The sequence below is a fragment of the Gluconobacter morbifer G707 genome (assembly GCF_000234355.1).
In the GTDB taxonomy this organism is placed as follows: domain Bacteria; phylum Pseudomonadota; class Alphaproteobacteria; order Acetobacterales; family Acetobacteraceae; genus Gluconobacter; species Gluconobacter morbifer.
In genome coordinates, this window is record NZ_AGQV01000004.1 from 1 (window position 1) to 26179 (window position 26179).

The 26179-nt window shown below is 52.3% G+C and carries 25 protein-coding genes and 1 tRNA gene; 14 read left to right on the forward strand and 12 right to left on the reverse strand.

Annotated elements, in window-relative coordinates; all coding sequences use genetic code 11:
* Positions 1–93: 93 nt before the first annotated feature.
* Together GMO_RS06960 and GMO_RS06965 are read right to left on the reverse strand one after the other, a co-directional pair.
* On the reverse strand, positions 94–528 hold the full coding sequence (locus GMO_RS06960) for a hypothetical protein (RefSeq protein ID WP_008851619.1): 435 nt from the start codon (positions 526–528) through the stop codon (positions 94–96).
* Between the two features lie 78 nt (positions 529–606).
* Complete coding sequence (locus tag GMO_RS06965; protein WP_245528453.1) at positions 607–990, reverse strand: hypothetical protein; 384 nt, start codon at positions 988–990, stop codon at positions 607–609.
* Between GMO_RS06965 and GMO_RS06970 the strand changes: the two genes are divergently transcribed.
* From GMO_RS06970 to GMO_RS14170, 9 genes are all read left to right on the forward strand, one after another.
* Entirely contained in the window at positions 976–2124 is a 1149-nt protein-coding gene (locus GMO_RS06970) for an ABC transporter ATP-binding protein (RefSeq protein ID WP_008851621.1), read from the forward strand. The genes GMO_RS06965 and GMO_RS06970 overlap by 15 nt on opposite strands.
* 99 nt (positions 2125–2223) lie before the next feature.
* The gene (locus GMO_RS06975; RefSeq protein ID WP_083813629.1) at positions 2224–3348 is read left to right on the forward strand and encodes an extracellular solute-binding protein; all 1125 of its coding nucleotides are present in this window, start codon (positions 2224–2226) and stop codon (positions 3346–3348) included.
* Complete coding sequence (locus GMO_RS06980; protein ID WP_008851624.1) at positions 3345–3755, forward strand: hypothetical protein; 411 nt, start codon at positions 3345–3347, stop codon at positions 3753–3755. The genes GMO_RS06975 and GMO_RS06980 overlap by 4 nt, the downstream gene beginning before the upstream one ends.
* Complete coding sequence (locus tag GMO_RS06985) at positions 3752–4237, forward strand: YcgN family cysteine cluster protein (RefSeq protein ID WP_008851625.1); 486 nt, start codon at positions 3752–3754, stop codon at positions 4235–4237. Before GMO_RS06980 ends, GMO_RS06985 begins: the two co-directional genes overlap by 4 nt.
* An 8-nt stretch (positions 4238–4245) precedes the next feature.
* Positions 4246–4929, forward strand: a complete 684-nt coding sequence (locus tag GMO_RS06990; RefSeq protein WP_008851626.1) for a M48 family metallopeptidase — start codon at positions 4246–4248, stop codon at positions 4927–4929.
* Positions 4930–4935: 6 nt separating this feature from the next.
* A tRNA-Leu gene (locus GMO_RS06995) sits at positions 4936–5021 on the forward strand.
* A gap of 94 nt (positions 5022–5115) precedes the next feature.
* On the forward strand, positions 5116–6750 hold the full coding sequence (locus GMO_RS07000) for a tyrosine-type recombinase/integrase (protein WP_008851627.1): 1635 nt from the start codon (positions 5116–5118) through the stop codon (positions 6748–6750).
* Between the two features lie 157 nt (positions 6751–6907).
* Positions 6908–8263, forward strand: a complete 1356-nt coding sequence (locus GMO_RS07005; RefSeq protein WP_008851628.1) for a rolling circle replication-associated protein — start codon at positions 6908–6910, stop codon at positions 8261–8263.
* A gap of 4 nt (positions 8264–8267) precedes the next feature.
* Positions 8268–8756 (forward strand): hypothetical protein, encoded by a 489-nt coding sequence (locus GMO_RS14170; protein ID WP_139064407.1) that lies wholly within the window; start codon positions 8268–8270, stop codon positions 8754–8756.
* A 72-nt stretch (positions 8757–8828) separates the two neighbouring features.
* On the opposite strand, the gene GMO_RS07010 is transcribed toward GMO_RS14170, so the two are convergent.
* Both GMO_RS07010 and GMO_RS07015 read right to left on the reverse strand, forming a co-directional pair.
* Complete coding sequence (locus GMO_RS07010) at positions 8829–9104, reverse strand: hypothetical protein (RefSeq protein ID WP_040508572.1); 276 nt, start codon at positions 9102–9104, stop codon at positions 8829–8831.
* The gene (locus tag GMO_RS07015) at positions 9101–9670 is read right to left on the reverse strand and encodes a hypothetical protein (protein ID WP_008851629.1); all 570 of its coding nucleotides are present in this window, start codon (positions 9668–9670) and stop codon (positions 9101–9103) included. The genes GMO_RS07010 and GMO_RS07015 overlap by 4 nt, the downstream gene beginning before the upstream one ends.
* A gap of 245 nt (positions 9671–9915) precedes the next feature.
* Between GMO_RS07015 and GMO_RS07020 the strand changes: the two genes are divergently transcribed.
* Together GMO_RS07020 and GMO_RS07025 are read left to right on the forward strand one after the other, a co-directional pair.
* Entirely contained in the window at positions 9916–10218 is a 303-nt protein-coding gene (locus tag GMO_RS07020; RefSeq protein ID WP_008851630.1) for a MobC family plasmid mobilization relaxosome protein, read from the forward strand.
* Positions 10215–11996: a relaxase/mobilization nuclease domain-containing protein gene (locus GMO_RS07025; RefSeq protein WP_008851631.1), complete on the forward strand. Its 1782-nt coding sequence runs from the start codon at positions 10215–10217 to the stop codon at positions 11994–11996. Before GMO_RS07020 ends, GMO_RS07025 begins: the two co-directional genes overlap by 4 nt.
* On the opposite strand, the gene GMO_RS07030 is transcribed toward GMO_RS07025, so the two are convergent.
* From GMO_RS07030 to GMO_RS07040, 3 genes are all read right to left on the reverse strand, one after another.
* On the reverse strand, positions 11993–12865 hold the full coding sequence (locus GMO_RS07030; protein WP_008851632.1) for a hypothetical protein: 873 nt from the start codon (positions 12863–12865) through the stop codon (positions 11993–11995). The genes GMO_RS07025 and GMO_RS07030 overlap by 4 nt on opposite strands.
* 2 nt (positions 12866–12867) lie before the next feature.
* On the reverse strand, positions 12868–13254 hold the full coding sequence (locus GMO_RS07035; protein WP_008851633.1) for a hypothetical protein: 387 nt from the start codon (positions 13252–13254) through the stop codon (positions 12868–12870).
* 64 nt (positions 13255–13318) lie between these two features.
* A complete protein-coding gene (locus GMO_RS07040) occupies positions 13319–13987 on the reverse strand; it encodes a hypothetical protein (protein ID WP_245528455.1) in 669 nt (222 codons plus the stop codon).
* Positions 13988–14188: 201 nt separating this feature from the next.
* Between GMO_RS07040 and GMO_RS07045 the strand changes: the two genes are divergently transcribed.
* Positions 14189–14749 (forward strand): recombinase family protein, encoded by a 561-nt coding sequence (locus tag GMO_RS07045; protein WP_008851636.1) that lies wholly within the window; start codon positions 14189–14191, stop codon positions 14747–14749.
* A gap of 600 nt (positions 14750–15349) precedes the next feature.
* Here the strand turns inward: GMO_RS07045 and GMO_RS07050 are convergent.
* Positions 15350–16198, reverse strand: a complete 849-nt coding sequence (locus GMO_RS07050) for a DUF6731 family protein (protein ID WP_139064408.1) — start codon at positions 16196–16198, stop codon at positions 15350–15352.
* A gap of 263 nt (positions 16199–16461) precedes the next feature.
* On the opposite strand from GMO_RS07050, the gene GMO_RS07055 reads away from it, so the two are divergent.
* Positions 16462–17019 (forward strand): recombinase family protein, encoded by a 558-nt coding sequence (locus GMO_RS07055; protein ID WP_050801432.1) that lies wholly within the window; start codon positions 16462–16464, stop codon positions 17017–17019.
* 2 nt (positions 17020–17021) lie between these two features.
* Here the strand turns inward: GMO_RS07055 and GMO_RS14175 are convergent, their stop codons facing one another.
* Both GMO_RS14175 and GMO_RS13875 read right to left on the reverse strand, forming a co-directional pair.
* Positions 17022–17282: a hypothetical protein gene (locus GMO_RS14175; protein ID WP_008851638.1), complete on the reverse strand. Its 261-nt coding sequence runs from the start codon at positions 17280–17282 to the stop codon at positions 17022–17024.
* Between the two features lie 191 nt (positions 17283–17473).
* Positions 17474–18502: a reverse transcriptase domain-containing protein gene (locus GMO_RS13875; RefSeq protein WP_008851639.1), complete on the reverse strand. Its 1029-nt coding sequence runs from the start codon at positions 18500–18502 to the stop codon at positions 17474–17476.
* Positions 18503–19350: 848 nt separating this feature from the next.
* On the opposite strand from GMO_RS13875, the gene GMO_RS07060 reads away from it, so the two are divergent.
* Positions 19351–20991, forward strand: coding sequence for a DUF6538 domain-containing protein (locus tag GMO_RS07060; RefSeq protein WP_040508578.1), 1641 nt, complete (start codon positions 19351–19353; stop codon positions 20989–20991).
* Positions 20992–21090: 99 nt separating this feature from the next.
* Here the strand turns inward: GMO_RS07060 and GMO_RS07065 are convergent, their stop codons facing one another.
* The gene (locus GMO_RS07065) at positions 21091–23154 is read right to left on the reverse strand and encodes a 3'-5' exonuclease (RefSeq protein WP_008851641.1); all 2064 of its coding nucleotides are present in this window, start codon (positions 23152–23154) and stop codon (positions 21091–21093) included.
* Positions 23151–26171 carry a site-specific DNA-methyltransferase gene (locus tag GMO_RS07070; protein WP_008851642.1) on the reverse strand — a complete coding sequence of 1007 codons (3021 nt, stop codon included), beginning with the start codon at positions 26169–26171 and terminating at the stop codon, positions 23151–23153. The genes GMO_RS07065 and GMO_RS07070 overlap by 4 nt, the downstream gene beginning before the upstream one ends.
* Positions 26172–26179 lie beyond the last annotated feature (8 nt).

Here is a 26179-nt window from a genome sequence, read left to right on the forward strand (position 1 = left end):
ACACGGGGGCGTGACTGTGGCTCTGGCGATGTCCTTACGCCCTTACGCCATTCGAGGCCAGAGGGCTTTGATCAATATCAGCCACAAAATGTATTATTTGCGGGGCGTGAAAAAACTTTTGAGGATGGCTGTGACTTTTCTGCCGGTGAACCGTCCGGCGGGACCGGCGACCAGCCCCAGAAGGGCGGTAACGGCCAGACTCTGCTTGAATTCGATGAAAAGACGGTCACGACGGATCCGGGCTTCAATCTCGACGGGATCCGCGATGGATCGTGCGGCCAGCAGTCCGAAGACAATGACGAAGAAAAAGTCGATTCCCACAACGCAGAGTGCGGATTTCACATAGCTGAGGTGGGTGACGTCGATGAAGAAAGCCCACAGAAACCCGTGAAAGGACAGGGCCGTAAAGAGAAGGAAAACCGCAGCGACGACGCCGTAGGCAACCCTACGACCAATACGCGTTGCAGAGCGCGCGAGGACAGTACCCTGCGCAGAAAGGACTTCCTGTCCTAGATCAATGGGCTTCATTAAGGTTCACTCGCCTTTTTGTCAGGACGGGTGCGGGGCAGGTCCATGTCCCTCACCCGCCTGTAAGGCCCGGGACCGTTACTTGGAGAAACGACCAGCAAGAAAGCCGACAACAGCCGAAATCAGAACGGCTGCGATAGGCTGGGCCCGCACACGCGTCGATACGTTTTCGATTTCATGATCCTTGATTTTACGGGCGTTTGCAACGGCATGATCCGTACGCTCTGCCGCATCAAGCAGTCTCGGATTCACATAGTTTTCCAGCAGCTGCTGCACCTGGGTACGCAGGGTATCCAGCTGTTCCTGGGTGCTTTCGGTCATAGCTTCCACGTTATTCTTGACGGTATGACGGCTCATGTTCAAACCCTTTGACCATTCAATAAAAGGAAGCCCCTGAACTGGGACTCCCCGTTTCTTCTTATAACGGATATTCATCCCGGAGGTTGCATGGTTGCCCTGCAAGACGTTTCCCGCCTCAGACAGGGACGTGGAAGTTCGGGACAGAGCATACCCGTTCTCAGGATCGAGCGCCTTCAGACCCAGAGCCGTCAATCTCCTTTCGGCCTTTTACTGCCTGCGGGACAGCGGCTGACCCTTTTCGGGGACAATTCTGCCGCACTGTCCCATATCCTTGACGTCATTGCAGGTTTTGCTCCCCGGCTGGATGGACGGATTTCCGTTAATGGAAAGAACGTTTCAACGCTTCCTCCCGGACAGCGCGGCATTGCAGTCGTCAGTCCGCGCGATCCTCTTTTTTCGCATCTGGATGTGCGACAGAACATTGCCTTTCCCCTGCGCGCCAGCGGACGAAGCGCTACGGAAGCCACGGCAACGGCAGGCCGGATGCTTTCGCTACTGGGGCTGGACGGAGCCGCCGGTAAATCGCCCCGGGATCTGACGGCAGAGGAAACGCTCAGGGCTCAGCTTGCACGCGCGCTGGTCGGAGGGCCAACCGTTCTTCTGCTGGACGATCCGCTCTCCGGGCTTGATGCGCCCGCGGCCAGGCGCACGACCTCCCTGCTTACAACCCTGACCCGAGCGCTTGAACTCAGTATCGTCCATGCCGTCTCCCGTCGCGACGATGCCCTGCAGTCCGGTGGCCAGATCGCCGTCTTTCAGGACCAGGTTCTTTTACAGTGTGCCGACGCCGCCCGGCTTTATGATCGACCTGCCTCTATTGAGGTCGCGACCCTGTTTGGAGAAGCGAATGCCCTGACCGGACAGGTTCTGGACATCGCGGACGATGTGGCCCGGGTTCACCTTGCCTGCGGCGGAATCGTGGAAGCCATGGCAGAAGGCGTGCAGGACGGCGAAGCCTGTCTGGTCTGTGTCAGGCCTGACCGGATCTCACCTTTTTTTGGCGCCCAGGGTTTATCCGTGGATGACGGAGACGTGCCCGTGCGAGGCACCCTGGCGAACAGCGCCCACCTGGGAGATCATGTCCGCCTGAAGGTGCGCTGTCCGAACGGAACGGAGATCGAGTTGTGGCGCCCGCCACTGCAGGCTCAGAAAATTCCCAGAAACGGGACACCGGTAGAGCTGGCATGGCCTCCTTCTCATGCAACGGCATTTCCGCTTCGGGCTGACCTGTATTAAAGTGCGCCCCGTCCCAGCCAGGCCACAGCCTGACCGAACTTTCCCTTCGAGGTTTCCATTCTGACCCGGCCCGATCATTCACAGCGACAGACCCCGTCCATGTCTTTTCGGGTGAGGCGCGTTTTCTGGTCCGCCGCTTTCTGTGCAGCGATGGCCTTCCTGCCGGTTTCTTCCCTGACAGGCGCGGCTTGGGGCGCTGTGAATACGCCTCATCATCAGGGCGGCGTAAGTGGGTTTTTCCACCATGTCGGGTCCAGTATCGGGTCCATTTTCTCCCCGTCCCGGGCGACGGCCCATCCCCATCATCGAAGCCGGACCTCTCACCGGGCCGTCCATCGGCATGCCGCACCACCACCCGTGCCCCCCCCGGTGCCCGGATGGACCGTACCGGAAGGCAGCGTTGCGGCTCATGCCGTCATCAACATGCACGGGGATACACGTCTGACGGAATGGGACGGGCAGATCGCGACCCTTGAGAAAGGCGTTCACGCCAGCACGCCCATCTGGACTGCCATCATGCTGGATGGTGAGCAACTGGACGTGGCTTGTACGGCGGGATGGCTGCACCCCATTGAAGGCAGTGGGAACTGCGGAATCCCGGCGGGTGTTCTGGACATCGCTCTGGCCTGGGATCGCTCGCGTCTCACGACAGCGCCAGACTGGCGCGATTTCTGGGACGTGGCGCGCCATCCCGGACGCCGCGGGCTCCGCTTTGGAGCGCGGACTACACTGGAGATCGCCCTCTTGGGTGACGGTGTCGCGCCACAGGACATCTACTCCACGCTTTCCACCCAGGCAGGCGTGGAGCGCGCTTTCCGGAGACTGGAACAGCTGCGGCCTTATATTGTATGGTGGCGTACGCCCGATGATGCCGGGCACATCATGGAGCAGAGCGGTGCTCTCATGACCAGCGCCCCCATCCCCGAAATTTCCAGCGTCAGTTCCCGCGTGCAGGCCGGTGCGGCGTCTTCCATTTTCGTCGCGGGCACGCAGCAGATCCTGCGCATGCCCGTGTTCTGGGCCATTCCGGGCAATCTTTCGGCCGACAGTGCACGCCAGACCCAGGAACGCCTCAAGATGCTGTCTCCCCGTCTGGACGATATGCCCGACATGGTTGCTGACGCCCATATCACCACGCTCTCCGTCAGCGATCAATTCTGGATCACGCATGGCAGCGAGCTCGAACGGCAGTTCCAGGACTGGTTTGGTGGCCAAGCGCCATGATGGCGTATTCTCTTCAGACCCACCTGCCATTCATTCTGACTGGACTGCTGACAGGTTGTGCGATCAGCGCTGTCCTGATGCAGATCCTGCCCGGACGGATACTGCGCTATCTGGGACTGCTGTTCTTTCTGCCCGGACCTGGACTAGCGTTTGTCCTCCCTCTGCTGCATGAGCCTCACATCACGTTCTGGCAGGGACTGCTGATTTCGCCGACCGTTCTTTTCCCGATTGGTGCTACTCTCCTCGGTCTACCGGCGGGGACGGCCCGGGCGGCGATCGGCCTGGGCGCCGATTTGAAAACAAGATTTCAGCTGATCTGGCTTCCCGTTCTGTTACCCTCTGTTCTGCTTTCGCTAGGACTGGCCATCCTGCTGTGCCTTGGCTGCGTGATACTGGACTGCCTGTGACTGATCTGCCGTTCTGGAAAACAACCCCGCTTGACCAGATGACGCCCGAGCAATGGGAATCCCTTTGTGACGGATGCGGGCGCTGCTGCCTGAACAAACTGCGCGATGAGGATACGGACGAAATTGTTCATACCGAAGTTGCCTGCCGGTTGCTGGACACACATAGCTGTCGCTGCACGGATTATATGCAGCGACACCGCAAAGTGCCGGATTGTGTGACTCTGACCCCCAAACTTCTGGAAACCATTGACTGGCTGCCCCCCAGCTGTGCCTATCGTCTGTTACGGGACGGTTATGATCTTCCGGAATGGCATCATCTAAAAAAGGTTGGCTCAGAAGGCGTGCATACATCCGGCGCATCGGTGCAGGATCGTTGCGTCAGTGAACGTCGTGCAGGGATGCTGGAAGATCATCTTGTGGACTGGCCCGGGGAGTGGCCGGAGCACGCACCACCCTGCATTGCTCTGAAACCGACGTTCTGAGCCGACCTATGCTGTCTCCGACAGTACCGCTTGTCTGGAAGCAGTCGAAACGGGCCAGACGCATGACGCTGCGCATTGATCCGGGTACGGGAAATGTCGTTGTCACGGTTCCAGATCGCGTTTCAAAAACGCAGGCCGTCGCTTTCGTGCATGAACACATGGACTGGATCGAAAATGCACTGGCGTCCCTGCCGGAAAAGGCGCCTCTCACAGCAGGGAACATGGTCCTGATCGAAGGGCATCGGCGCCCGATCCTGCATGCTCCCGAAGCGCGAAGGGGCGTCTGGCTTGACGAGGACGGCGTTCATGTTAGCGGAGATGCCGCCCATACCGAGCGGCGCGTCCGGGACTTTCTCCGGGTTTATGCAAAAGAATGCCTGTCAGCGACTGTTGCGATGTATAGCACAAAAACAGGCCTGAAACCGAGCCGCCTGGACCTGCGCGATACGCGCTCACGGTGGGGAAGCTGCACACGACAGGGACGTATCATGCTCAGCTGGCGACTGGTCATGGCGCCTCTGTCCATACGAGATTATGTGATTATTCACGAACTGGCCCACCTCCGGCATTTCAATCACGGGAAAGACTTCTGGTCGCTGGTAGACAGTTTCTGTCCGAATGGGCATACAGGCCGTCTTGCAGCAGAACGCTGGTTAAGCGAAAATGGTGCGGTTCTCTTACGCTCTGCGTAAGAGCGTGCGAGCTTGGCGGAATGGTAGACGCACGAGACTTAAAATCTCGAGTCCGCAAGGACGTGCGGGTTCGAGTCCCGCAGCTCGCACCACATCTAAGTTATTGAAAATAAACGGCTTTTAGGGTTTTCAGCAACCCGGAGCCCCCGTTCTTCTACAAAGGGCTTCTACAAAACGAGCCCTGTTGTGCTGATTCGTCTGCAATCTGGTTTCCATTTCAGACGCGGGATTCCCGTTCGCTTTCGGACCGCATTGGGAAAACGGGAAATCTGGCACTCCCTGGAGACCCTCGACAGAAATCTTGCCAGAACCCGTGCCTGTGCCATGTATGGACTGACCTCTCAGCTTTTCGAGTGCATCAGTCTGGCCATGTCTTCATCGGAAGAAACATCCTCGCTCAACAAAGCGGTTGAGACCTTTCAGGAGGCGCTGGCCACATCTGACCTGCATCTTGTCCAGCAGGACCTGTTTCAGTCCATTGTCCAGACCTACGACAGTGAGATTCAGGCTCTCAAGGCTCGCTATAAAACCATGAATGCCGAGCACCTTCTGGCACGAATGGAAGACCATCAGCGGGTTTCCAGCGTGCTTGAGAAGATTGGTCCCGAAATCAATGCCCTGACCGACATCATTCACAAGCTGGGCAAGGACAAAAGAAGCTCCGGCGAAGAAGCCCTGACAAAGCTGTCAGAGCAGGTTGCCGCATTGACACAGCTTGTTCAGCCGCCAGCTCCCAAACCCTCCCCTCTGTTCTCGGATGCTGCCGAGACCTTCCTGAGTCTCAAGGCCAAGAAAGCAAAACCGTCTGTCATTGCCGAGCACCGCAACACCTACAGAAGATTTGTCGAAATCTGTGGCGACAGACCCATCCGCGACTACACGGGAGAAGACGCGGGCAAGTTCAAGGACATGATGGAGCAGCTTCCTGTCCATTACGGCAAGAACCGCAAGGACACGCGGACAGTTGCCGAACTGACAGCGGAGGCCAATCGGAAAAATCTGGAACGCATTTCCGGAAAGGCCAGCAAAAACCATTTCACACGACTGTCCGCCCTCTGGCGTCATTACGAACCCATCGGCCAGATTGACCGTAACCCGTTTATCGGGGGCTGGAAGTTCGACACCACGGCAAAAACACAGCGTATCCGCTGGTCAAACGATGACCTGATGACGCTCATCGAAAATCCATGGCCGTTCCAAACCATCAGTCAGGCGACCTTCGGTCTGATTGTCGGAATAGCGTCCTATACGGGAATGCGTGAGGAAGAAATCTGCCGTCTGCGTCCACAGGATATCGTCCAGATTCAGGATGTCTGGTGCATTGTGGTGCAGGTCCACCGTGCTCATAAAGACGCTCCTTGGGAAGCATGGGACCCCAAGACTGAAGCCGGGGCTCGCATCGTTCCTCTGTGTCAGCCCCTTCTCGACACCGGCATCGTGGAGATGGCGAAACGCGCTAAAAACCAGCGACGTCGTTATCTGTTCAAGGAACTGGGTTTCACAGGCATGGACATGAAAAGGTCCGGGATTTTCCAGAGGAACTTCTCCTCTTTCAAATCACGGCTGGGCATTGGCCGGGAGAAGGTTTTTCATTCTTTCCGCCACAACGTCTCAACCAAGCTCCGCAATATTCACGAACATGGCGACGGTGGACTTCGAGAGTCATGGATTGATGATTTTCTCGGACATGAAGGATTGAACAAGTCCGTTGGTAACATCGTCTATTTCGATGACGTGGATATCACGAACCTCAAACGTGTTGCAGATTCCATGTCATATCCTGAGTTCTGGGACCTAAAGAGACTGATGGGAAAGCAATAATCCCACTTCGAAACAAAACTGCATAACTGTCTGCTATACTTCCCTCTCAGGACTGGAAAACATCCCGGAGACCAGTCAGGAGAAGGAAGTACGACATGTTTCTACGACAGAACCATTATAGACCATTCTGCCTCTCTCCACGATTACACGGGGGAAGATGCAGGATGATGTGCAGTATGAAGAAATAGAAACCCAGCTAAGAACCACCAGACCGGATATCTGGCGCAGGCTGTTACCCCTGCATGGGATTTATAAGAACGAAATTACCCGCAAGGTCGCAGAAAACTGCGAGTTCCTCGCCTGTTTCGAAGAAACCGAACAAGTTGCCATGAAGGTCGTGGACTGGGTTGAAGCTCTGCCTGATGACCTTGTTTCCGGCTTTGACCTTCTCTCTCTGCCCTACAGTGAACTGAAGCAGACCCAGCGAATCACAGGACAGGTTCTCACACGAAAAACCAACAGGTTACGCCGTAATCTCCGCAGGGTTCTGGAACTCTCCCCTGAGCGCGACAGGGTGCAGCAGGCCTTCGATAACGAGAAGCTGGCTGCCAGCAAGTCGTTCATCGTGGTTCCTGACCGACAGAACCCGGACACCGGCCTGTCAGCGCATACCCTGCGTCAGTGGCAGCTCAGGAAACACTATGCGGTCACGCTGGCGATAGCTGACAGCCTGCATGACTTCGCCACGGGATTTCTCGGCTATCAGGGCCTGTTCCTGACTCTCACGTTACCCGGAGAGTATCACGCCTGTTCCTATGAAGAAGCCAAGGCAGAAATCTCCAGACGCTGGAAAACTGTCAGACGCAAAGCCAGAGAGAAAGACATCCTGCTTCTGGGCATGACAGCGCTCGAACTTCAGGACGACGAAACACCCCACTATCATATCCAGCTCTATATAGACCCGACACAGAGAGCATGGCTTGAGGAGCAAATACTTCAGGCCTTCCCGAACGAGATTGAGCGGCAGGACGAAGCCATCAAGGACATCCGCGATGTGCTGTCCGTCTCCCTTTATCTCACCAAGGACTACGGCAAGCCTGAGACCAGCCTGACCTTCATTGGCCTGACACGCGACATCCGAGCCCGTTACACGAGCGTCTATGCAGGCAAGCGCTACGGAACCCTGTCAGATGCACGGATTGCCACAGCTCACAGACTGATAAAGCGGAAAGCTTTTGGCGGAACAGCGCTGCTTCTGATGCGTGGGTTTTCCGATGAGAGACTAAACCGGATATCAGCTCGTCATCCCGATTTCCATTATGTCCGTCCGGGGATGCCAAGGGTTCTGACAGCTCTGGTGCATACGATGCATTTCAGGGAGGTGAAGGATTTCAATGCATCCCCTGTTAGCCAGACCTCCATGGTCAGACAGAAGGTTTCAACAGGGAAAACAGGGGTTCATTCTGACTTTGTTCCAACTTATTTAAATGTATACCAAGAAGGTGTTCCACATATTGGCCTACCTTACGAACGGCTATGTTCGAGGAGTCAGCCCCCACCTACAGAGGCATAGGACATTGAAATCTGACTGGAAACACGGTGCAAGATGGACAGAAACGGGCAAGGGCGGGGTCGAACGCAAGTCTGTATGGTCGCGGTTCAAAGCCATACCTCCTGTCGCCACGTTTCTCCGTTTCAGGAAACGCCCTGCTCCTGAATTGCAGGATTTGCCAACCTACGCCTTGTGTCTCTGGGCATCGTTATGCACCGGGGAGGCACTCGGAATCAGTTATCTGCTCTATCAGATAGGGAAAATATTCGATGTATATTCTCTACCCCTGTCAAGCGACCTGACACCTCTCCTGCATCAGTCTTTATCCTTTTATCTATCGGCAACAATTACGCTCGTATCGGTCATATTTTTTGCGACGATGGGCGTCATTTTTGCAAAACTCTCCTCGGAAAGTGGGAAAGCCCTGTGGCAACGCGTCAATGGGAAAACGCAAGCCAATTGGCGTGCACGCTCCATCAGACATAAATATTTTCCACGCAAAAAAAGAGCCTAACGGCGCAGAATTACTGTTTTTATGGAGAGAGGCTCACATTCCGTGAGGCCTCTCATTTACCAGAAAACATTATCAATGAAGGCGGGGGCCAAATGAGCACATCAGCTCATAATCTCGCTGACATTCCCATTCCTCGAGTTCCCGTTTTTCATCGAGATGGCTCGTCACGCACTCGAAAGCACGAATGAGTTTTCTAATCTTTCGCTCTCTTTTACCCAAAGCCTGAGCCTTATCTTTTTTACCACACATCTCAAAAAGGAGACGTGCTTCTTTAAAGCGAGAGGCTTCCGCTTCCAGAGCTTTCATTTCGCGGCATAGTTCGGTGATTGTGGTAGCAAGATTACTCATGGCTGACCTCCCAGTCCTTCATAGGACCAGGGCAGAGGTTTTTTCCCCTTCATTTCTGCCAGAAGAGAAAAACCGAGGTCGAAATGGGCATGCAGGGCAATTGATGCCCCTGCATTGAACTCATCCGGAGCAAACCGGATAAACCACTGCACATACTGGGTTTCACAATCCCAGCTATGCCCGTGATATCGTTCCCAGTCCCGGAAAACCAGTAATCCCAACGCAACAAAGAGCGCGTTTCCGAAGCCTTTTCGCTCCGCCCTGATATCTTCGTGCTCCCATCCCAAAGCACTGACTTCACTCGCTGGAATGCGTGAATCCAGAAAGAAGTTCAGCATATGGTCAGGCTTCACATCTCTCAAATATGCAGATTTTCTAAGAGTTTCAGCATACGCATTCGCACGTTTTGCTGTTGTGAACTCTTGTCCCTTCAGGTCTGTCCTGATGATGGAAACAATACGCTCGACCTCTGCCACTGACAGGGGAGCATTGCCTATATGGCTTGATGTTCCAAGGGATTTAACTCTCTCGACTGCGTTCATTTCCGCAAGTTCGAACTGCTTCATTATATTATATAGGTTGGACATATTCCTTGTGCTTTCACCCCGGCTTGTGGGGCAAAAGAACGTATAGCCCATACAGCACTTATTGTCAAGTGTTTTATTTGGTCATTTCGAAAATAAATTATTTTTGACGAATCTGTATATACGAATACTTCTACCCACTCCAAAACCACTACCGAGTACCATAACCCAGACACTCTCCCCTGCATCTCACAAAGCTATAATGATTCACGCGCGCGAGGGGCATTATGAAAACGGAGACATTGCATATCCGGGTGAAACCGGAAGAACGGGAAAGACTGAAAACCACAGCAGGAGCACACAGACTGTCTGTCTGGTGTCGCAAGGTTCTGCTGAACGAGCTGGCAGGAGGCTCCTCGATTGCTGAAGAGCTTCTGGCATTGCGTCGTGAACTGTCTGCCATTGGCAACAACCTGAACCAGATAGCCAGACGACTGAATACAGGCGAGCAGGTCGATATCGCTGCCCTGCCTGCGGACATCGACACCCTGAAAGCCCGTATCAACAGAACCTTGAGGCGGGTGCGATGATACTGAAGAGCAACCCCATCAAAACCTCCTCCGGGTCAGGAGCCATTTTCCACCATCTGGTGGAGAAGACAGACGAGAACGAGCATATCCTGCTCTGGAAAGGCAGACGCCAGGATGTCGATGACTGTGTCGCTGATGCAGCAGCCTTTCATCGTGTGAACGCCGTCCAGCACTTCCAGGTCTCTTCAAAAGAGAAGCTGACCGACGAACAATTTGCGGACTGCATCACCATGCTTGCCAAAGAGTTCGGGTTTCAGGCCTCGGATGTCTGCCTTGCCGTCATTCACTCCAAAACCCGTCACGATGGCAAAGCAGACAATCGCCATTGTCAGTTTTTGGTCCGCACCACGAATGCCGAGACCGGGAAAGTGCTGGATGTCTCGCATCGTTATGAGAGACAGGAGAAAGTCGCCCGTCTGTTCGAGCTGAAACACGGTCTTGAACTGACGAAGGGACGTCACAACGTCTCCGTGTATCACGCTGTTCCCGAGGAATACCGGGACCGTCTGAAAGTTCTCTGCGAAGGACCGCTCCCGAACTCCTGCCTGTCAGACCCGCAATCGAGACAATCGCAGCGTCACGGAGCAAGTCCGTTCGACATCAAATACGAGGTCCGGGAGATGTTTTCCCGTTGTGAGAGCTGGCAAGCATTTAAACAGACCCTCACAGAGCGTGGCTGGTCTCTGGAAGCGGGACAGAAGAAACCGGATGTCCTGATTCTGAAAGACGGAAACGGGGTCTTTGTGGGCTCGCTCTCCCGTCTGCTGGGCCTGAGAAAAGACGAGCTTCAGAACTTCAGAACAGACCCGGAGGCCATGAAGAAAAAGGGAGTAGCCAGCCCTAGCCTCTGCGATACATCGCAGCAGCCAACTGGCAAGGGGGAAACCCCCGTTGACCCCCATAACGACAGAGCCAAGGAGGCCAATGAGACTTCGGAAGAAAAGAAAAAATCTGGCTCCTCTTCCGGGTCTGCACTCCCCTCCCCTTCTCCGCCCCCTCCGTCTCAAAAGCCTCACTGGCTGGGACCGATTGCTCCCCTTCTGCACTCTTCCCGCTCGACGATTACGGAGGGCATGTCACACGCGGAAATCCAGTCGGTCATCGACTTCAATGCCCAGGAAGCGGAAAGAGATGACCAGCTCCGGGAGCTGCTGCACGACCAGAAGCGATTTGCAGCCCTGTTGACCGAAATCCTCACCAGTTTTCAAAGCCAGTGGCAGAACCTGCCGTCCGAGCCATACCCCGACCCGAAAAGCCGGGACGCTTCTATTCTCCGCAAAACGCAGGAACAGAGACTGGACCCCGCCCGTCAGGCGTGGAAACAGGCCAAAGAAAAAGCAAGTGTCTGGAATCTCTGGAACGGAGCTGACATCCAGAAAGCCAGAGACACCTTCGAGGCCCTGCTGCATCGCTATGGCTATGACCGTCACGAGGTCGACAAACTCGACCTGCTGGACGATGACAATTTTGCTTATGCCGTGAACTGGATGGCGGAACGTGTCGCGTCAGGTCGGGAGCGTCAGCACAGGGCATGGCAGAAGACCCCCGAGGTTCGCCGTTACCTGACAGCGAAAGCCGGGATGGAGAAACTTGCGGCTCATCTGGAAGCCACAAAGGACGTGGAACTGCTGCTCCTGGCGAGAACCAACCCGCAGGAAGCCCTGAGACGTCTGGCAGCACTAAAGGAGAACGAGAGGCTCATCCAGCCAGTCAGGGACACTCAACCCCCTGACCAGCCCCGGAAGAAGCGTTCTCCCGTTCAGACCCTCTCGCTTTAAAGAGCTGCCTTGACCGTACTGCCGGAGAGCTTGGCATCGACCGACCCATTCATCTGTTTGAACAGTTCGGCATACATGACCTCTTCAGCCCGCAGGTCTTCGAGTGTCAGACGCAGGCTGGAGACATTGGAGAGGTTTTCACCGACCGGACTGACCGAGACAGAGAGATAGGCCATCTCATGGGGCGTGCTGTAGGTCAGTGGCTCATTCGCTTCCGCACTCGTCCCGGTCTGGGTCGTCACGACCTTTCCATCCGGTCCGGCATAAGCCGTACCGGATGGTGTGCCATAGCGGGTCATGGGCTGAAGGTGCAGACCGTATTTGGACGCGATATCCGCCTGTAGGTCTGCGTAATGCGGGGAGGCTTCCATCGGGAAGGACGCAGAGCGTTCAATCTTCGTAACCACCGCCCCCATGACAGGAATGGACAGGCGCACAGTCAGGCTGTCCTGTCCCTTCTGACAGGTCAGGGTACTGGGGAAATACTGCGTGTTGACCCCGACCCCTTTATAGGTCGTGGACAGATAGGTGTTCGTCACCTGAGGAGCTTTGCCACAGTAGGACGTCAGGGCGCTGGTGGCGTCGGCCTGTGTCATGCCGAGCTTAAGGCCAAGAATGCTGTCCTGCCCGAACACGTTATCGAGGGGCTGATAGGTCACGGTCTGCCTGAGATGCACTCCGCCATTGTCGGGAGGCGTCTGCGGCTGGGAAGGTTGCACGGACAATCCCAGAAGATGGGCACAGGCCGGTGTGATGAGTCCCTGATTATGCGCCAGCAGACACTGGGTGAGACTCTGGGCATGACCGGAGAGCGGAACAGTACTGGCAGCCAGCACGAAAGCGAAAGCCGGAAGGAAAGACCTGCTCATGATTACTGCCTCAGTCCGCTACCGCCACCAACATGGCTGGTGATGAAGCTGTGATGGAGAACGATATCCCGGTGGAGCGTGACCTTGAGAACATGCGTGTTGGAGGTCGTTCTCGTTCCCAGAAAACCGAGGCCAACCGCCTGCTGGGCAACGGAAAGCCCATCTGCCTGGTCGGAACTGTATTCGTAGGTCCAGACCTCATTGCCGTTCTCGTTGGCGATTTCGGACGGCTCACCATAGAGCTGCCGGAGCTGGGACGAGGTTGTGACACCATCACGAATGGAGCGGTCGACATCCGCTGCCGTCACACTCTTCAGGGAGGCATTGCCCGCTGAGGAGCAGGCACTCAGACAGCCCAGTATTACAGCCAGAGTCGCTGTTTTCATCATCTTCAAGATGGTTTTCCTTTTTGATGGAAAGGCAGAGCCGGGAAGCACCAGACGAGCCCCATTCTCACAGGCCCTCAAGAAAGCGGGGATTGCCGTTGATGGTGCCGCTAAGGGTCTTGATGGCTTGTCGCTTGTTCTGAAACAGACGCCACAGAACGCGCAGAAACCCGATGACCACGAACAGAGCGCCAAACAGGATGACAGCGACCATGACCCAGGTCGTCACGAGCCAAAGCGGATTGGTGCCCTGACGGGTGTAATGACCAGCCAGATTCTGGACGATGTCTGCCACCTTCAGAATCAGGGCAAGGACAAGCAGAACCATCAGGGCGCGGACCGTCATTCTGCCAACGGAGGCAAACAGAACCGACCACGGCAGGGTATTGTGGATAAGGGAAGACTGACCGAGAGACAGGTTGCGGATATAGAGGATGCGTCCGATTTTCTTGCCCTGAACATTGCCCCAGACCAGACAGACCTGCTGACCCTCTCTCACCTGACACGGCACATCCACCTGAAACTGGCGACCGTCAGACGCGACAACACAGAACTTCTGGTAGTGACGGGTAGAGAAAGTTTTCTCGGCAGGAATATCCACAAACAGTGTATCTCCGACCTTCATGCTGCTCGCGGGAGGCCGGTACGTGATATCTTCCGACCACTGACGGACGCTGTGAACTGTTCCCCGGATTCCGTGAAGCCAGAAGGGTTTTCCGCAGAGTTCGATATCCATGCCGTGCCCCAAACCTTCCGAAAAACAGGGGAAAAACATGACCTCCCCCGTTATCGAGAGAGCGGCATCCAGCCCCCTGTGCGTGCTGAATTGCTCTGCAACATATCCCGTAAACACCTGATTTTGTTATGATTCAGGGAGGAGACCGGAAGGGCCTGAAAGGGTCCCACAAAGGTGTCCCGGAACAACAGGACAGGGATTATGGGAAAATATGGCTATGCACGCGTAAGTACGTCACGACAGCAGACGGACAATCAGGTCACGGACCTTCTGCGAGAGGGCGTGCCGGAAACGCAGATTGTGACGGAAACAGTGTCAGGGGCGACCGCGTGGAAATCGCGTCCAGCCCTGAAGAAACTGGTCAGACGGCTTCAGGCCGGGGACACGCTGACGGTGGTAAAGCTCGACCGTCTGGGGCGTAACGCCCTCGATGTCCTGACCCTCATCGACATGCTGAAAAAACGAGAGATTTCTGTCCGGATTCTCAATCTGGGGATTGATACCGCAGGGGCTGGCGGCAAGCTGTTCCTGCTGCTTCTGGCAGGATTTGCGGAGTTTGAACGCAACATCATCCGCGAGCGCGTGCTGTCAGGTCTGGAGACAGCCAAGGCGAAGGGCATTCGCCTCGGGAGAAAGCCGACGCTCACAGAAGAGGACATCGCTCAGGCGCGTCGTCTCAAATCTCAGGGTCTGTCTGCCAGAGAAGTCGCGAAACTCCTTCACGTCTCCAAGATGACAGCCTGGCGGGCGATGAACTCCTGAAATCCGTCCCGCAATCCCTGTCCCAGAATTGCAGAACCAGACTCACAGCCATGCAAAATCACCCTATTCCCAAATCAGGTGTTTTTGAGACGAGCGATTTATATTTTTGAACATTAGGCACCATAAAATTCATCATGGTCCTTGGTACTAACCAATATGCCAAACGTAACAGATATTCTCAAAAAAGTTAGAAAAGACCACAAAAAAAGACAAAACCACAAAGAGACCAATCTATATTCTACGGAATGTCCATTGCTAATATCTGGATTTATTACCATCAAGGGCAAAGAAGATATTGCCAAAATGAATCCAAGTATATTTGCACTCCTCAAATATGAGGAAAATCGATTCATTGCTTTCGTATTCTTAATAGCTTCAATAAAACCATCTTTTTTCCCTACGACAAATCCATACACACCAAAGACAAACCCGACCTGTACAGATGACCAACCAAAAATGGAATTGTAGAGTGCGTCTACTTTCCAACCTCCGGTTGAGGAAAAATGGTTTGAGAAATATTTATTCCAATAAATAAGACAAAAAAAGCAAACGAAAGAAAAAATTATTGGGCCAAACTTTTCGACGATTAGCCCAAATAATTTATACATGATTGTCTAAAACCCTCTTTATATGAGACAGACAGTCTTCATAAATGTCTTTCGGATTATTGGAACGGAGAACTATATCTTGCTTATCTGATAGAAGTTGGTCAATTAAATCAATTGGCTCGCTCCCATCATCTCCTTGAGATACGGCCTTTAACGACCGGATATCTGCATCATCATTAGTTCCAATCATTGTAAGAAAGCCTTCAGCCATTTTTTTAGCTCCTTCAGATAAGGCCCCCTTATTATGACCCATACCCATTTCGAAGGTGATGATAGGCGCTTCGTATTCTTTCTTAAGAGTTGAAAAAGATGAAGTAACAGCTTGCATTGAACTATCAACTACCCCCAATTCTGTGGAAGAAGCCAATTGTATTCTGATTTTTTTTAGCGGATTGTCCCTAAATTTTTTTAAAGCCTCTTTATCTAATTTGGGGGTAAGGTGAAAAAGCTCTTTAGATTGAAGGCCTTCGATATAAGCGATAAATCTTCCTGGTGATAATACTCTAGGGTCATACTGAATAGCTAAAGTGTGGTCTTTTTCCCGGAAACGGAAAACAATGCAATTCCCTATGGGGCCGGAGACATTAAGTTCGACTGCCCCTGTATCTGTAATCTCCGCAGGAAAATCCGTATCTTTAATACGTGTCATAGCTCCTGAGATATAACCTGGCTCGGACAAATCTAGGTTCTCAAGACGACAAATATATCCTTGCGCTAACTGATAATGCCTTTTACCCGGATTTCCCTTGCTGAAGACAGATGAAAGCGCTGCCTTGAAGGTCAACCCTGATTGACTCTTTTTTCCGACAGCATAGAAACGCGTTGTAAATGTTTTTGACAAAATAGCCTCGTTATTTTCTAATTTTCTTATTTGGAAAAATTATGTGACACAGTTTTTCCTACTATGACTTATTTATGCTCGATTTCAATCCGAAAAACATAACGAAAAACATTTTCGTAGAAATTTTCTATAAATCGCAAAAATACATAATTATTATCTATAATACCGTCATAGATTGAGAAATATGGCGGTATTATAGAACCGCAGAAAACAGCCAGAAAATAACCGCCATAAATCTCCGCCAAAATTATAAGGAGAATTATATGAAATACGGTTATTGCAGAGTGTCCACAGTAGGACAGGATTTGAAGGAACAGGAAGATGCCTTGGTGGCTCTTGGCGTTCCAAAAGCGAATATCTTCAAGGAAAAGATTTCAGGCGTCATCAGGTCAGATGACAGACCTCAGTTCGGGAAGCTTCTGAAGAAGATTCAGGGCGGGGATGAGCTGGTCGTGATGAAGCTCGACAGACTTGGAAGGTCGACCCTCGATATCCTGACAGTCATCCAGAACCTGAGAGGTCAGGGTATTGCCATTACCATTGAGGGAGTAGGGACCATCAGGGATGACATGATGGGAAGCCTTACCATGAACCTCCTGGCGTCCTTTGCAGAGTTCGAGCGTGCTCTGATTATCGACCGTACCCAGTCAGGCAGGAAGAGAGCCATGGCAAATGGTGTGCGGATGGGTCGGAAGCCTAAGCTCTCTTCTCAAGCTCAAGAATCCATAAAAATACGTTATGGAAAAGAAACCGGAACCTCTTTGGCTAGAGAATATGGAGTAAGCCTAAGAACAATAGAACGAATTAAATCTAAAAATTAAGTTCATTCAGGAACAATTTTTTTAATAGTTTGCTTTACTTTTTTTTCAGTAAATTTTTTAAACCCTGAAAATTGCCCATGAATACCTGAACCCTTGTCGCCAAAAATTTCAGAAGACCTTTTCACATATGAATAAAAGGTCCAACTACGGTAATCGTCTTCAATATATTTTTCTTTATGGACTTTTCCATATTTACCATAGAAATACGCGTAATCGAAACTATTGATTAATTGAGACTGATTCTTTCCAAGATTTTTTTCCACATGCTTTCTAGCTTGCATTTTCGATGCTGAGGAAATTTTTCTAAAGAACCGGGATACTGTAGACTCTCGTATATAAACTTTATTCCCATCATATCTAAATCCAAGGTATTCAATACCTTGCTTTGTATTTTTAATTCCATCAAAATCTATAGGAGTATATAATAATCTTCCTTCTGCTTGAAAAAATTTTACTATACATGTTTTACTTTTTTTATTTCGATTTCATCTCCGTATTTCTTGATATCTTCTATCGCAAGATTGACAGCTTCGTGTAGATTTTCGGTCCCTCCTGGTATAATTAGAAGAATATCATCAGAATATCTGATATATTTTCCACCTTTTCTTTGAGCATACTCATTTAAAGTTTTATCAAATTTCATAAGATAAAAATTTGCTATAATATCTGATATAGGAGCTCCCTGAGGAATTCCATAATGGAATTCATTTTTTTCTATTAAAGATGGACCGAATGATTTGTCCTTCCCGCAAATTTTATTTCTAAAATCAGACGGAGAGCATAACTGTTTGGGTATATCTTTTACATGACCTTCAATAGAAGGTTTTTTAGAGTCAACAATTCCAAAGAAACCTAAGCGTTTATAAACAGCTCTCTGGTCAACATATCTATATTTTGTAATGTTTTTAAAAACTGCATAATGGTCTTTTGGAAGCTGCTTTACATTTAGAAGCTCACACCAGACCTTTTTTATAAGATTATGGTCTAAGCTCTCAAAATAACCTTTTATATCCAAACAAATTACTAAGCAGTCCTTTAATCGGTCTATTTCATCAAAAGCATCCTTTGCAAAATCTATATTGCATTTTCCGCCACCACTTTTCTTCTTAATTTTTCGGTATGCGACAGGGCAATCTTCAATTCCGTATTCAATAAGCTTTTTTTCATACAAATCTGACAAAATCTGTCGATAGTACGAAAATATATACGCATCTCGTCGTGCACCATAACGAATTGGGCGCTGTTTTTTTTCGGGACGTCCGGCAGCCTTTAGACGGAAAGGCTGCCACTCTTTAAAGTACATAAAAAACGGATAGAAACTATTACTTGCGACTCTTTCTGGATTAGTCACAAGATGATGAATTTCTTTTAACGCAATCGGTGCATCAAAATGAGGATATTGCTTTAGGTCAGAGCGTTCAAACCTGAAATCAGACGACATAACCACCGTTGCGAATGGAGGCAGGACATCAGGCCAACGCATAACCCTTAACAGTCCCGCCCCCGCTGTTCAGACGGTTGCGTTTATCTTCGACGTAGTCGTGTATGTTATCATACAGTTGGCAATTATGTATTGCCGGTATGCTGGCAAAGCACGCTGGTGGTTAACAATCGGAGTTCCAGTTATGGAAATCTTTATGAAAGTTCACTCAGGAAACCTTGACAGTGTAAACACGAAACTGAATGCCCTAGCGGCACCATAAAACGAGCATAATCAATTTTTTATTCGATTTCAATTGTTTCCGAAAAATATCTTCAGTTTGCTCGGATGCTTAAACATTCCAGCTTTCTAGGCTTTTTCTAAATCCTAAAAATACTATAATTATCAATAGTTTAATGGCCTGATGGCCATCAGGAACGGCATATAGAAGTCCCACCCTGAGTCTTTATAGGCTCGTTTGCAGAGTTCAGTCGCGCTCTGATTATCGAACGTCCCCAGTCTGACAGAAAGAAAGCCACGGCTAGTGGGGTCATACTGGGAAGAAAGAAGAAGCTTTCCCCCAAAGCGCAAAATGTCATCAAGTGACCTTATGAGAGAGAAACAGGGTCTGCCTTGGCCAAAGAATATGGGGTCGGATTAAGGACAATTCAGAGGATTGCCGCTGCCTAATAAAAGGTAGACTAATTTACAAAGCCCTTCTACAATTCTCTCGAAAATATTGCTCTAAAAATTATATTTTTCAATGACTTAGGTACGTCACTCCGGGACAGTTCTTGTTCGAGTCCCGCAGCTCGCACCAGCAACCCATTGAAAAGATGTAGAAAAACGCTCTCCGACGTAGAAATGGGCGTTTATCCCATAGTCTTTCCCAGAATGGGAAAACTGACGGCATGCTCCGACTCGTGGGCTCGAACTACTATTTCCGACGCGCGGTGCCGTTGGACCTGCGCCCCCTGCTGGGACGAGGCGAGGTCTCGCACTCCCTGAAAACCTCGAATAAGCTGGAAGCACGGCAGAAGGCTGCTCTGTTCTATGCCCGGACCGGGCAGTGTTTTCAGGAGATACGGCGCATGACATCCGGGGTTCCCGCAAAAACGCTCAACGCCATGGACCTCGTCAGCTTCTACGAGCAGTTCGTAAAAGACCTCCAAAACCACCACACCGACCATATTGAAGCACTGACCATGCGCCATAAAGTGGAGACAACCGAAATGCTCTTCAGGGAAGTGGATTCTATCCGATCCACGAAGCGCTTCCTTGATGTGATCGGTCGGTATCTCAAGGAAACAGAAGACTTCCTGCAAGGACTGCATCAGCAGGATGCCCTGAATCAGGCCGTCTCCCGGACACGGGAGACCATGCTGAGGGAAGAAATCACAGGACTGCGGAAGATGGTGGTCGAGATCAAGGGAACTCTGCCACAGGAACGTCTTCCTGCGCCTCAGGCCGATGATGCAGAGATGCGTCTTCCAACGCCGACAGTGTCGCCGCCTAAAAAACAGCGCATCGCCTCGTCGCAGACTATCAGCACCATGGTCCAGCGCTTCATCCTGAACGACACCAGTAAAAGCGCTGACACCCTGAAAGGTACGAGAACGACTGTTGACCTGTTTGTCGAAGCGTTTGGGGATCTCCCGGTCACGCAGATCACCGGAACAACGGCGGGCGACTTCAAGGACCTGCTGCTGGGTTTGCCAGCCACGCAAGGGAAGGCAAAGAAATGTCTTCCGATCCGGGACGCGGTGAAGGTCGCAAAGGAACAGGGCCTCAAAACGCTGAGTGGCAAGACGGCGAAGAACCATTTTTCCCGACTGTCAGCGCTCTGGTCCATTCTCGTTCAACGCGAGATCGTGGCCAAAAATCCATGGATGAAATGGTCGTTCAACACAACGAAGGAAACGGACCGCCGCTGCTGGACTGACGAGGAACTGGCGCTTCTGGCGGGAGCGCACTGGGAGCATCGCGGTATTTCACGGCGCACTTATGCGGGCATGGTCAATATTGCCCTTTATACTGGCCTACGCCTGGGAGAAATCTGTAACCTGCGCTGTCAGGACATCGAGAACGTGCAGGGCGTGGCCTGCTTCCAGGTCCGCCCCCATCCGGAAGAGGGCTGGTCTCCAAAATCAGCGGCCGGAATCCGGCTGGTTCCGATCCACTCCCAACTGATCAGGGCAGGCATCCTGGAGTTTCTGAAGCCCGACCAGCATTTCCTGTTTCCCGATCTAGCCACGTCAACAAGCGGAGTCCGTGGTGCTTCCTTCGGGCAGGCGTTTTCAAAACTGAAAACGAGGCTCGGCCTTCCGGCTGAGATCACGTTTCACAGCTTCCGGCACACGGTCTCGACGAAGCTCCGCAATCAGGACGCCAGTTTCCGGGAACTCTGGATCGACCGGGTTCTGGGACACGAAGCCTCCCACCGCAGCCAGGGCACCATGAACTACACCAGTTCCATCGATGTCCGGAACCTTCAGACCGTCATCGAAGCCCTCGACTTCCCAGCTTTCACTATGGAAATTCCAGACACCTGAAGGCAGATATGGGGGAAAAGCTGAAGGTCTGCTTCTAGATCCTATGACAAACAAGCGGAAATCATTGATTGGTCTCCTTCGCTTCAAACGCAAAATTTATTATTTGAGACTCTCAAAATCATCGAGGAATTCTGATCCCGGTTTTACCCCCGACACCCAAAGCGCATCTCTCGCTCGCGTGCAGGCCACATAAAGAAGGTGGCGCTCAGTAGCGTAAACTTCTTCGAGTTCACCTTCATCTGCAACCTGCTCGATCCGCGATTGAAGCGGGATAACCTCGTCATCACACGCCATAACTACGACAACCCGGAATTCCAGTCCTTTTGCCAGGTGCATCGGCAATATGGAAACGGAACCAGGCGTGAGGACGAGCGTGTCGTCCAATACTGTAGCCGTTATGCTGGCTGCACGAACGGCAGCCTTTGCCCGGTTGATCTCGGATCGGGAGCGAACAAGAAGAGCGATCTCCTCCGGCAGGCAGCCTTCTTTCATGCGCTCGGCAATCCAGCATCCCGCCTCGGCCTCTTCTGTCTTAGCATCATCAAACAATCCAACAATCGGCGTTGGCCCATCGAACAGAGAGACCGTCTCGGCCCGTTCGTCCGCAATACCGTCAGCATCCGAGACGGATCGGGAGAGGAGCCGGTCTGCGTGCGTCCGGATCTGATGCGAGGTGCGATAGTTGATCTTCAAGGTGAACGACCGGCCGCGAACATCAATCCCCATTGCCTTCCATGAAAAGGGCTGCTGGAAAATCCGCTGGCCAAGATCACCTGCAAAGAACAGACCGTTTTCCTTTCCACCAGCAAGGGCAGAAAGGAAACGCGCTTCGGCGATATCCAGGTCCTGCGCCTCGTCCACGATGACAAAACCATAAGGAGGCGCCAGTCGTCCTTCCTGCAATGCGTCGGTCAGAGCCAGAAACACATCTGCCATGGTCATCAGACCGTCCTGGGCAAGTGACTTCCGTAACGCTTCAAAGCACGTCCAGAGAGATGCGCGCTGCTTTTCACCCAAGCGGGCCTTGCGTCCCAGGCGTGATGCTGTGCGATAGGTCTCCCACTCACGGATCTGGCGCGCATCTACGACGTCACTCCATTCTCCGAACAGAAAGGAGAGCGAAAACCGACTGTCCGCTGCATCATTCGCGATCTGTGCCAGCCGCTCCTGAATATCGGCTGAGGATGCTATGAGCGGCTTTTTCCCCGTCAGGTTCGCGTAAAGCCCCAATCCCGTTTGCATCAGACAACCTACGTCAATCCGGGAGGCAAGCGAAATGTCGTCCGAAGCCAGCAGCGACAATCGTGTGGCCAATGCACGTGCCAGCGGAGCAGAGAAAGTTGTGAGTAGAACCCGATCGTTCGAATGAACCTGTGCCAGATGCACAGCCCGATGCAAGGCGACAATCGTTTTTCCCGTTCCGGCGGAACCCATCACCCGCGCGGCGCCAGAGAAAGACCGATCCACCAGCGTCTGCTGTGCGGGATGAAGGAAAATGGCCCATTTGTCCCATGGATAATCCAACGCGCGGCGCAGTTCCTCCACTCCATGCAGCACGCGGAAACGACGCTGAGCATCGGGATGGGCGAAGCCCTGAACCTCTTTTTCGATCCGTGCCGGAACTGGCTTTTCCCCTACTGCCAACGCCATCAATGCCTCTGCCGCCTCGCCAGGTAAGTGAGGGAGCAGATCGAGCAACGCATCTTCGTCGGTGACGGCCAGAACATCTGCCAGCCAATCCGCTGGCACTCCGAAGGAAAGCAGTTCCGTCTCGGTGCGTCCCGCGAACAGTCGCTTTTCTCGCAGAACAGGGACGGGCAATTCTTCAACCCGTTCGCGGATTTCCACCATCTGCATCGCGCCGGTCGCAGGATGAACCTCAATACGCCGCCGCTCGGCCCAGCGATAGGCATCATCGTGATGATCCACCCAGACGAGCATCAAACTGCCTGCCATACGATGAACGATCAGGCGGATATCCCTGTTCACGCGGACAGACCAGAAATGCGGGTCTTTCGCGTGGTCGATGCGATGGAAGCTCAGCCCTTTGCCGGTTGGGTTCAGTTGTAGATCCAGTGCCGTGATCTTCGCGGCCTTCTGCTCTTGCCCCGAAAGCCGCGTGAGGCTCGCGGTGAACGTGTCGGCAATGCGGAACTCGGTCATGAGATGTCGAACACCTTCATCACCTCATCGCCAAACTGATTGATGACTTTCACAGCAATCCGTCCGGTCTCGGGTTTCGGGAACGGACGAGAAACCTCGCTGTTCAGACTAGTCCAGGCTTCTTCGTCAATCTCCGCTTTCAGTGTCGTCTTCAACGCCTTGTAAGGATCGTTTGCGCCGAGGAAGTAAGCATGACGCACGAAGAAGCTTTCCTCGTTATAATCCGTATCAATCATCCAAAGGGCGATATCCTCGGGCCCACCCGACACAACTTCACCCGTCGATGGCTTAAACACGTCCACACCATGGATGCGGACACGAATTTCTCCATTTTCCGTTTGTTCAATGCCAATATCCGGCTCACCAAACACGACGAACAGATTGCCACTTGATTTCAGGTCCGTCTGCATATGCAGGTCCGAGTTCATTCGCGCGCGCAAGACCTTCAGCCGCCCAAGGCTGTTGAACTCAGACGCATTGGCTTCGTACGCAAACGCGCAGGAGATCAGCACATCAAACCCGGCATCTCCGGCCTCACGGGCCGCTGCGGTCAGGTCAGGTTTCGTCACCGTTCCAAATTCCGGACCAATCAAAATACCCGCCCGTCGCTCGGTCTCGCTCTCCATGAAGCGGCCTTCAGCACACAGCATCTTGCCCGGCCAGACATCGAGCGATGTGAAAGTGATCCGCTCGCGCTTGTCGCCCTGCTGCACGCCGGCTTCACCCAGGGTCGTCAGGATCATGGTGACGAAATCACGCACGGATGGATCGCGCGAGGGCGCCGTCGGCTTGCCGGGATCGAAGAACTGATCGTCCGTGCCAACCGCCAGCATCCGGTGAGGCGAGAGGGACTCAACAGTGAACGGTCCGCTTACACGCACCTTCGAGCGGTCTTCGTAGGGCTTGTCGTAAAGATATTCGGTGTCTGCCTTGGCCGCGATGGAGGCGTCGATCTCCTTCTGGCGAGCAATGCGCTGCTCCCACCATGCTTCGTGCGCTTTCCGTGCCTCTTCTGGCCAGTCTGCAGCCGCCTCACGCGGGATTTCCCATTCCTCCCAATGCTGGCCAAGGGTTTTGTTAAGTTCTACCCGCAGAGGCTCCAGACGTGCTTGAAAATCTTCCCAGATCACATCGATTTCAGCATTGTTAGCTATGGATTTCAGCGTGATATGCGGTACGCGCTCATAGACAAAGCCATGTTTGATATTGCCATGTGTCGGGTGTGATTTCGGAACGGACCGTGTGATTTCCGCCTCCTTGCGCTGCCCTTCCGGGCTGTCAGCAAGGAGATAATAGGGATAGCGTGCTCCCATCAGCCGCGAACGGGCCAGCGCGAGCGCTACGCGAGAGGTGTCGATGGTGATCCAGCGTCGTCCCCATTGTTCGGCAACGTAAGCTGTTGTCCCGGAACCGCACGTAGGATCAAGCACGAGGTCGCCGGGATCGGTTGCCATGAAAATGCAACGCTCAATTACTTTTGCATTAGTCTGCACAACATAGATTTTATTGTCAGTAAAGCTCCCTGTAATTGTATCAGTCCATATATTTGTTCTAACCGATATTGGAAAATCTCCGATAAAACTTCGAAACTGAATTGAAGATTTTGTTTTTTGAATTCGTGAAGCCCGTGACACTCTCTCCAAATTAGAGAATTTTATTTTCCAATGACTTGAATTGCCCGCTCGATATTTTTTTTCTCTAAACTGAAATATTTCATCTGTTGACGCAGCGCCAGGAGATATTAGTGAAACCAACCTGAAGCGCTTTGGGTTACGTTCGTTTGAGCTATCAATTGAACAAACTCCTTCTCCGTCATCTGCCAATATAGATCGATAAAGATGAAGGCTCCCAATCTCCTCTTTTTCTTTGAAAATATTCCGATATTTTAGTTTTTGAGCACTCTTCGCGTACCAAAGAATTGTATCATTAACCGATGGAAGATACGAACTAGTCGCATATGGCGTAGTTTGAAAAATTATATCAACAATAAAGTTTTCTTCACCAAACACCTCGTCCATCACTGCCCGAACACGATGGACATTCTCGCTTCCGATTTGGATAAAGATACTTCCGCTCTCATTCAATAAATCCCGAGCGATAGTCAATCGGTCGCGTAAATAAGTCAGATAGGAGTGAATCCCATCCCGCCAAGTGTCTCGGAAGGCCTTTACCTGTTCCGGTTCACGAGTCACTTGATCTATTTTTCCGTCTTTTACTTCTCGGGAGGCCGTACTCCACTGAAAGTTCGAGTTAAACTTGATCCCGTAAGGTGGATCGAAATAGATGCACTGCACCTTACCGCGTAGACCTTCGCGCTCGGCGAGACTGGCCATCACCTGTAGGCTGTCACCAAGGATCATACGGTTCGACCAGTGCTGATCGTGACGGTAGAACTCAGTTTTTGCCTGACTGTCCGGCAGGCCGTTAAAATCGCCAAACAGATCGGGGGCGTCATCTTCAACCCGTGCGCGGCTCTGGCGCTTGAGATCTTCGATCAGTGCCTGTGGATGGACTTTCTCCTGAATATACAGGGGCGGCGCGGACACACTGAGGGCTGCTTGGTCCTGTTCATCCTTCCCCCGCCAGACAAGTTGTGGGTCAAGGTCCGGATTACGGGGATAGAGCAGCGTCTTCGGCTTGCGGTCCTCTGCCTCCATGACGGATTCAAACTCGGCAGTTGGGATGTTCCGCCGTGTAGCTTCATCGTGACGATAGCTGCTTATGGCAGGCGTTTTTGTTTTTGCCCCTTTTGTCGCGGGCTTTGCCTTTGCTTGAGGCGTCGCAGCCGTATTTTGGGACGCGGCTTTCGGTGCTTCGACAACAGAGGCTCCGGCAAGACGCACCGAACCACCTCGTCCACGTCCGCTCGCAATTGTTCCGTCAGCAAGCAGTGCGTCTTTGACGTCTCTATAGTCACTCTCGTCCCAGCCCAGTCTTTCGCGCAGGGTGCCATTACCGGCTGACCCACCTTCAGCACGAAGGGCTTCAAGGAATTCGTTTTTCCGTGTGTCGGTCATCGTCTTGC

Excerpts from the sequence above, each read along its gene's own strand:
- GMO_RS06960 (WP_008851619.1), bottom strand. The coding sequence starts at position 528 with ATGAAGCCCATTGATCTAGGACAGGAAGTCCTTTCTGCGCAGGGTACT.
- GMO_RS06970 (WP_008851621.1), top strand. The coding sequence starts at position 976 with ATGGTTGCCCTGCAAGACGTTTCCCGCCTCAGACAGGGACGTGGAAGT.
- GMO_RS06975 (WP_083813629.1), top strand. The coding sequence starts at position 2,224 with ATGTCTTTTCGGGTGAGGCGCGTTTTCTGGTCCGCCGCTTTCTGTGCA.
- GMO_RS06980 (WP_008851624.1), top strand. The coding sequence starts at position 3,345 with ATGATGGCGTATTCTCTTCAGACCCACCTGCCATTCATTCTGACTGGA.
- GMO_RS06990 (WP_008851626.1), top strand. The coding sequence starts at position 4,246 with ATGCTGTCTCCGACAGTACCGCTTGTCTGGAAGCAGTCGAAACGGGCC.
- GMO_RS07005 (WP_008851628.1), top strand. The coding sequence starts at position 6,908 with ATGCAGGATGATGTGCAGTATGAAGAAATAGAAACCCAGCTAAGAACC.
- GMO_RS07010 (WP_040508572.1), bottom strand. The coding sequence starts at position 9,104 with ATGAGTAATCTTGCTACCACAATCACCGAACTATGCCGCGAAATGAAA.
- GMO_RS07015 (WP_008851629.1), bottom strand. The coding sequence starts at position 9,670 with ATGAAGCAGTTCGAACTTGCGGAAATGAACGCAGTCGAGAGAGTTAAA.
- GMO_RS07020 (WP_008851630.1), top strand. The coding sequence starts at position 9,916 with ATGAAAACGGAGACATTGCATATCCGGGTGAAACCGGAAGAACGGGAA.
- GMO_RS07025 (WP_008851631.1), top strand. The coding sequence starts at position 10,215 with ATGATACTGAAGAGCAACCCCATCAAAACCTCCTCCGGGTCAGGAGCC.
- GMO_RS07030 (WP_008851632.1), bottom strand. The coding sequence starts at position 12,865 with ATGAGCAGGTCTTTCCTTCCGGCTTTCGCTTTCGTGCTGGCTGCCAGT.
- GMO_RS07035 (WP_008851633.1), bottom strand. The coding sequence starts at position 13,254 with ATGATGAAAACAGCGACTCTGGCTGTAATACTGGGCTGTCTGAGTGCC.
- GMO_RS07040 (WP_245528455.1), bottom strand. The coding sequence starts at position 13,987 with ATGGATATCGAACTCTGCGGAAAACCCTTCTGGCTTCACGGAATCCGG.
- GMO_RS07045 (WP_008851636.1), top strand. The coding sequence starts at position 14,189 with ATGGGAAAATATGGCTATGCACGCGTAAGTACGTCACGACAGCAGACG.
- GMO_RS07055 (WP_050801432.1), top strand. The coding sequence starts at position 16,462 with ATGAAATACGGTTATTGCAGAGTGTCCACAGTAGGACAGGATTTGAAG.
- GMO_RS13875 (WP_008851639.1), bottom strand. The coding sequence starts at position 18,502 with ATGCGTTGGCCTGATGTCCTGCCTCCATTCGCAACGGTGGTTATGTCG.
- GMO_RS07060 (WP_040508578.1), top strand. The coding sequence starts at position 19,351 with ATGCTCCGACTCGTGGGCTCGAACTACTATTTCCGACGCGCGGTGCCG.
- GMO_RS07065 (WP_008851641.1), bottom strand. The coding sequence starts at position 23,154 with ATGACCGAGTTCCGCATTGCCGACACGTTCACCGCGAGCCTCACGCGG.
- GMO_RS07070 (WP_008851642.1), bottom strand. The coding sequence starts at position 26,171 with ATGACCGACACACGGAAAAACGAATTCCTTGAAGCCCTTCGTGCTGAA.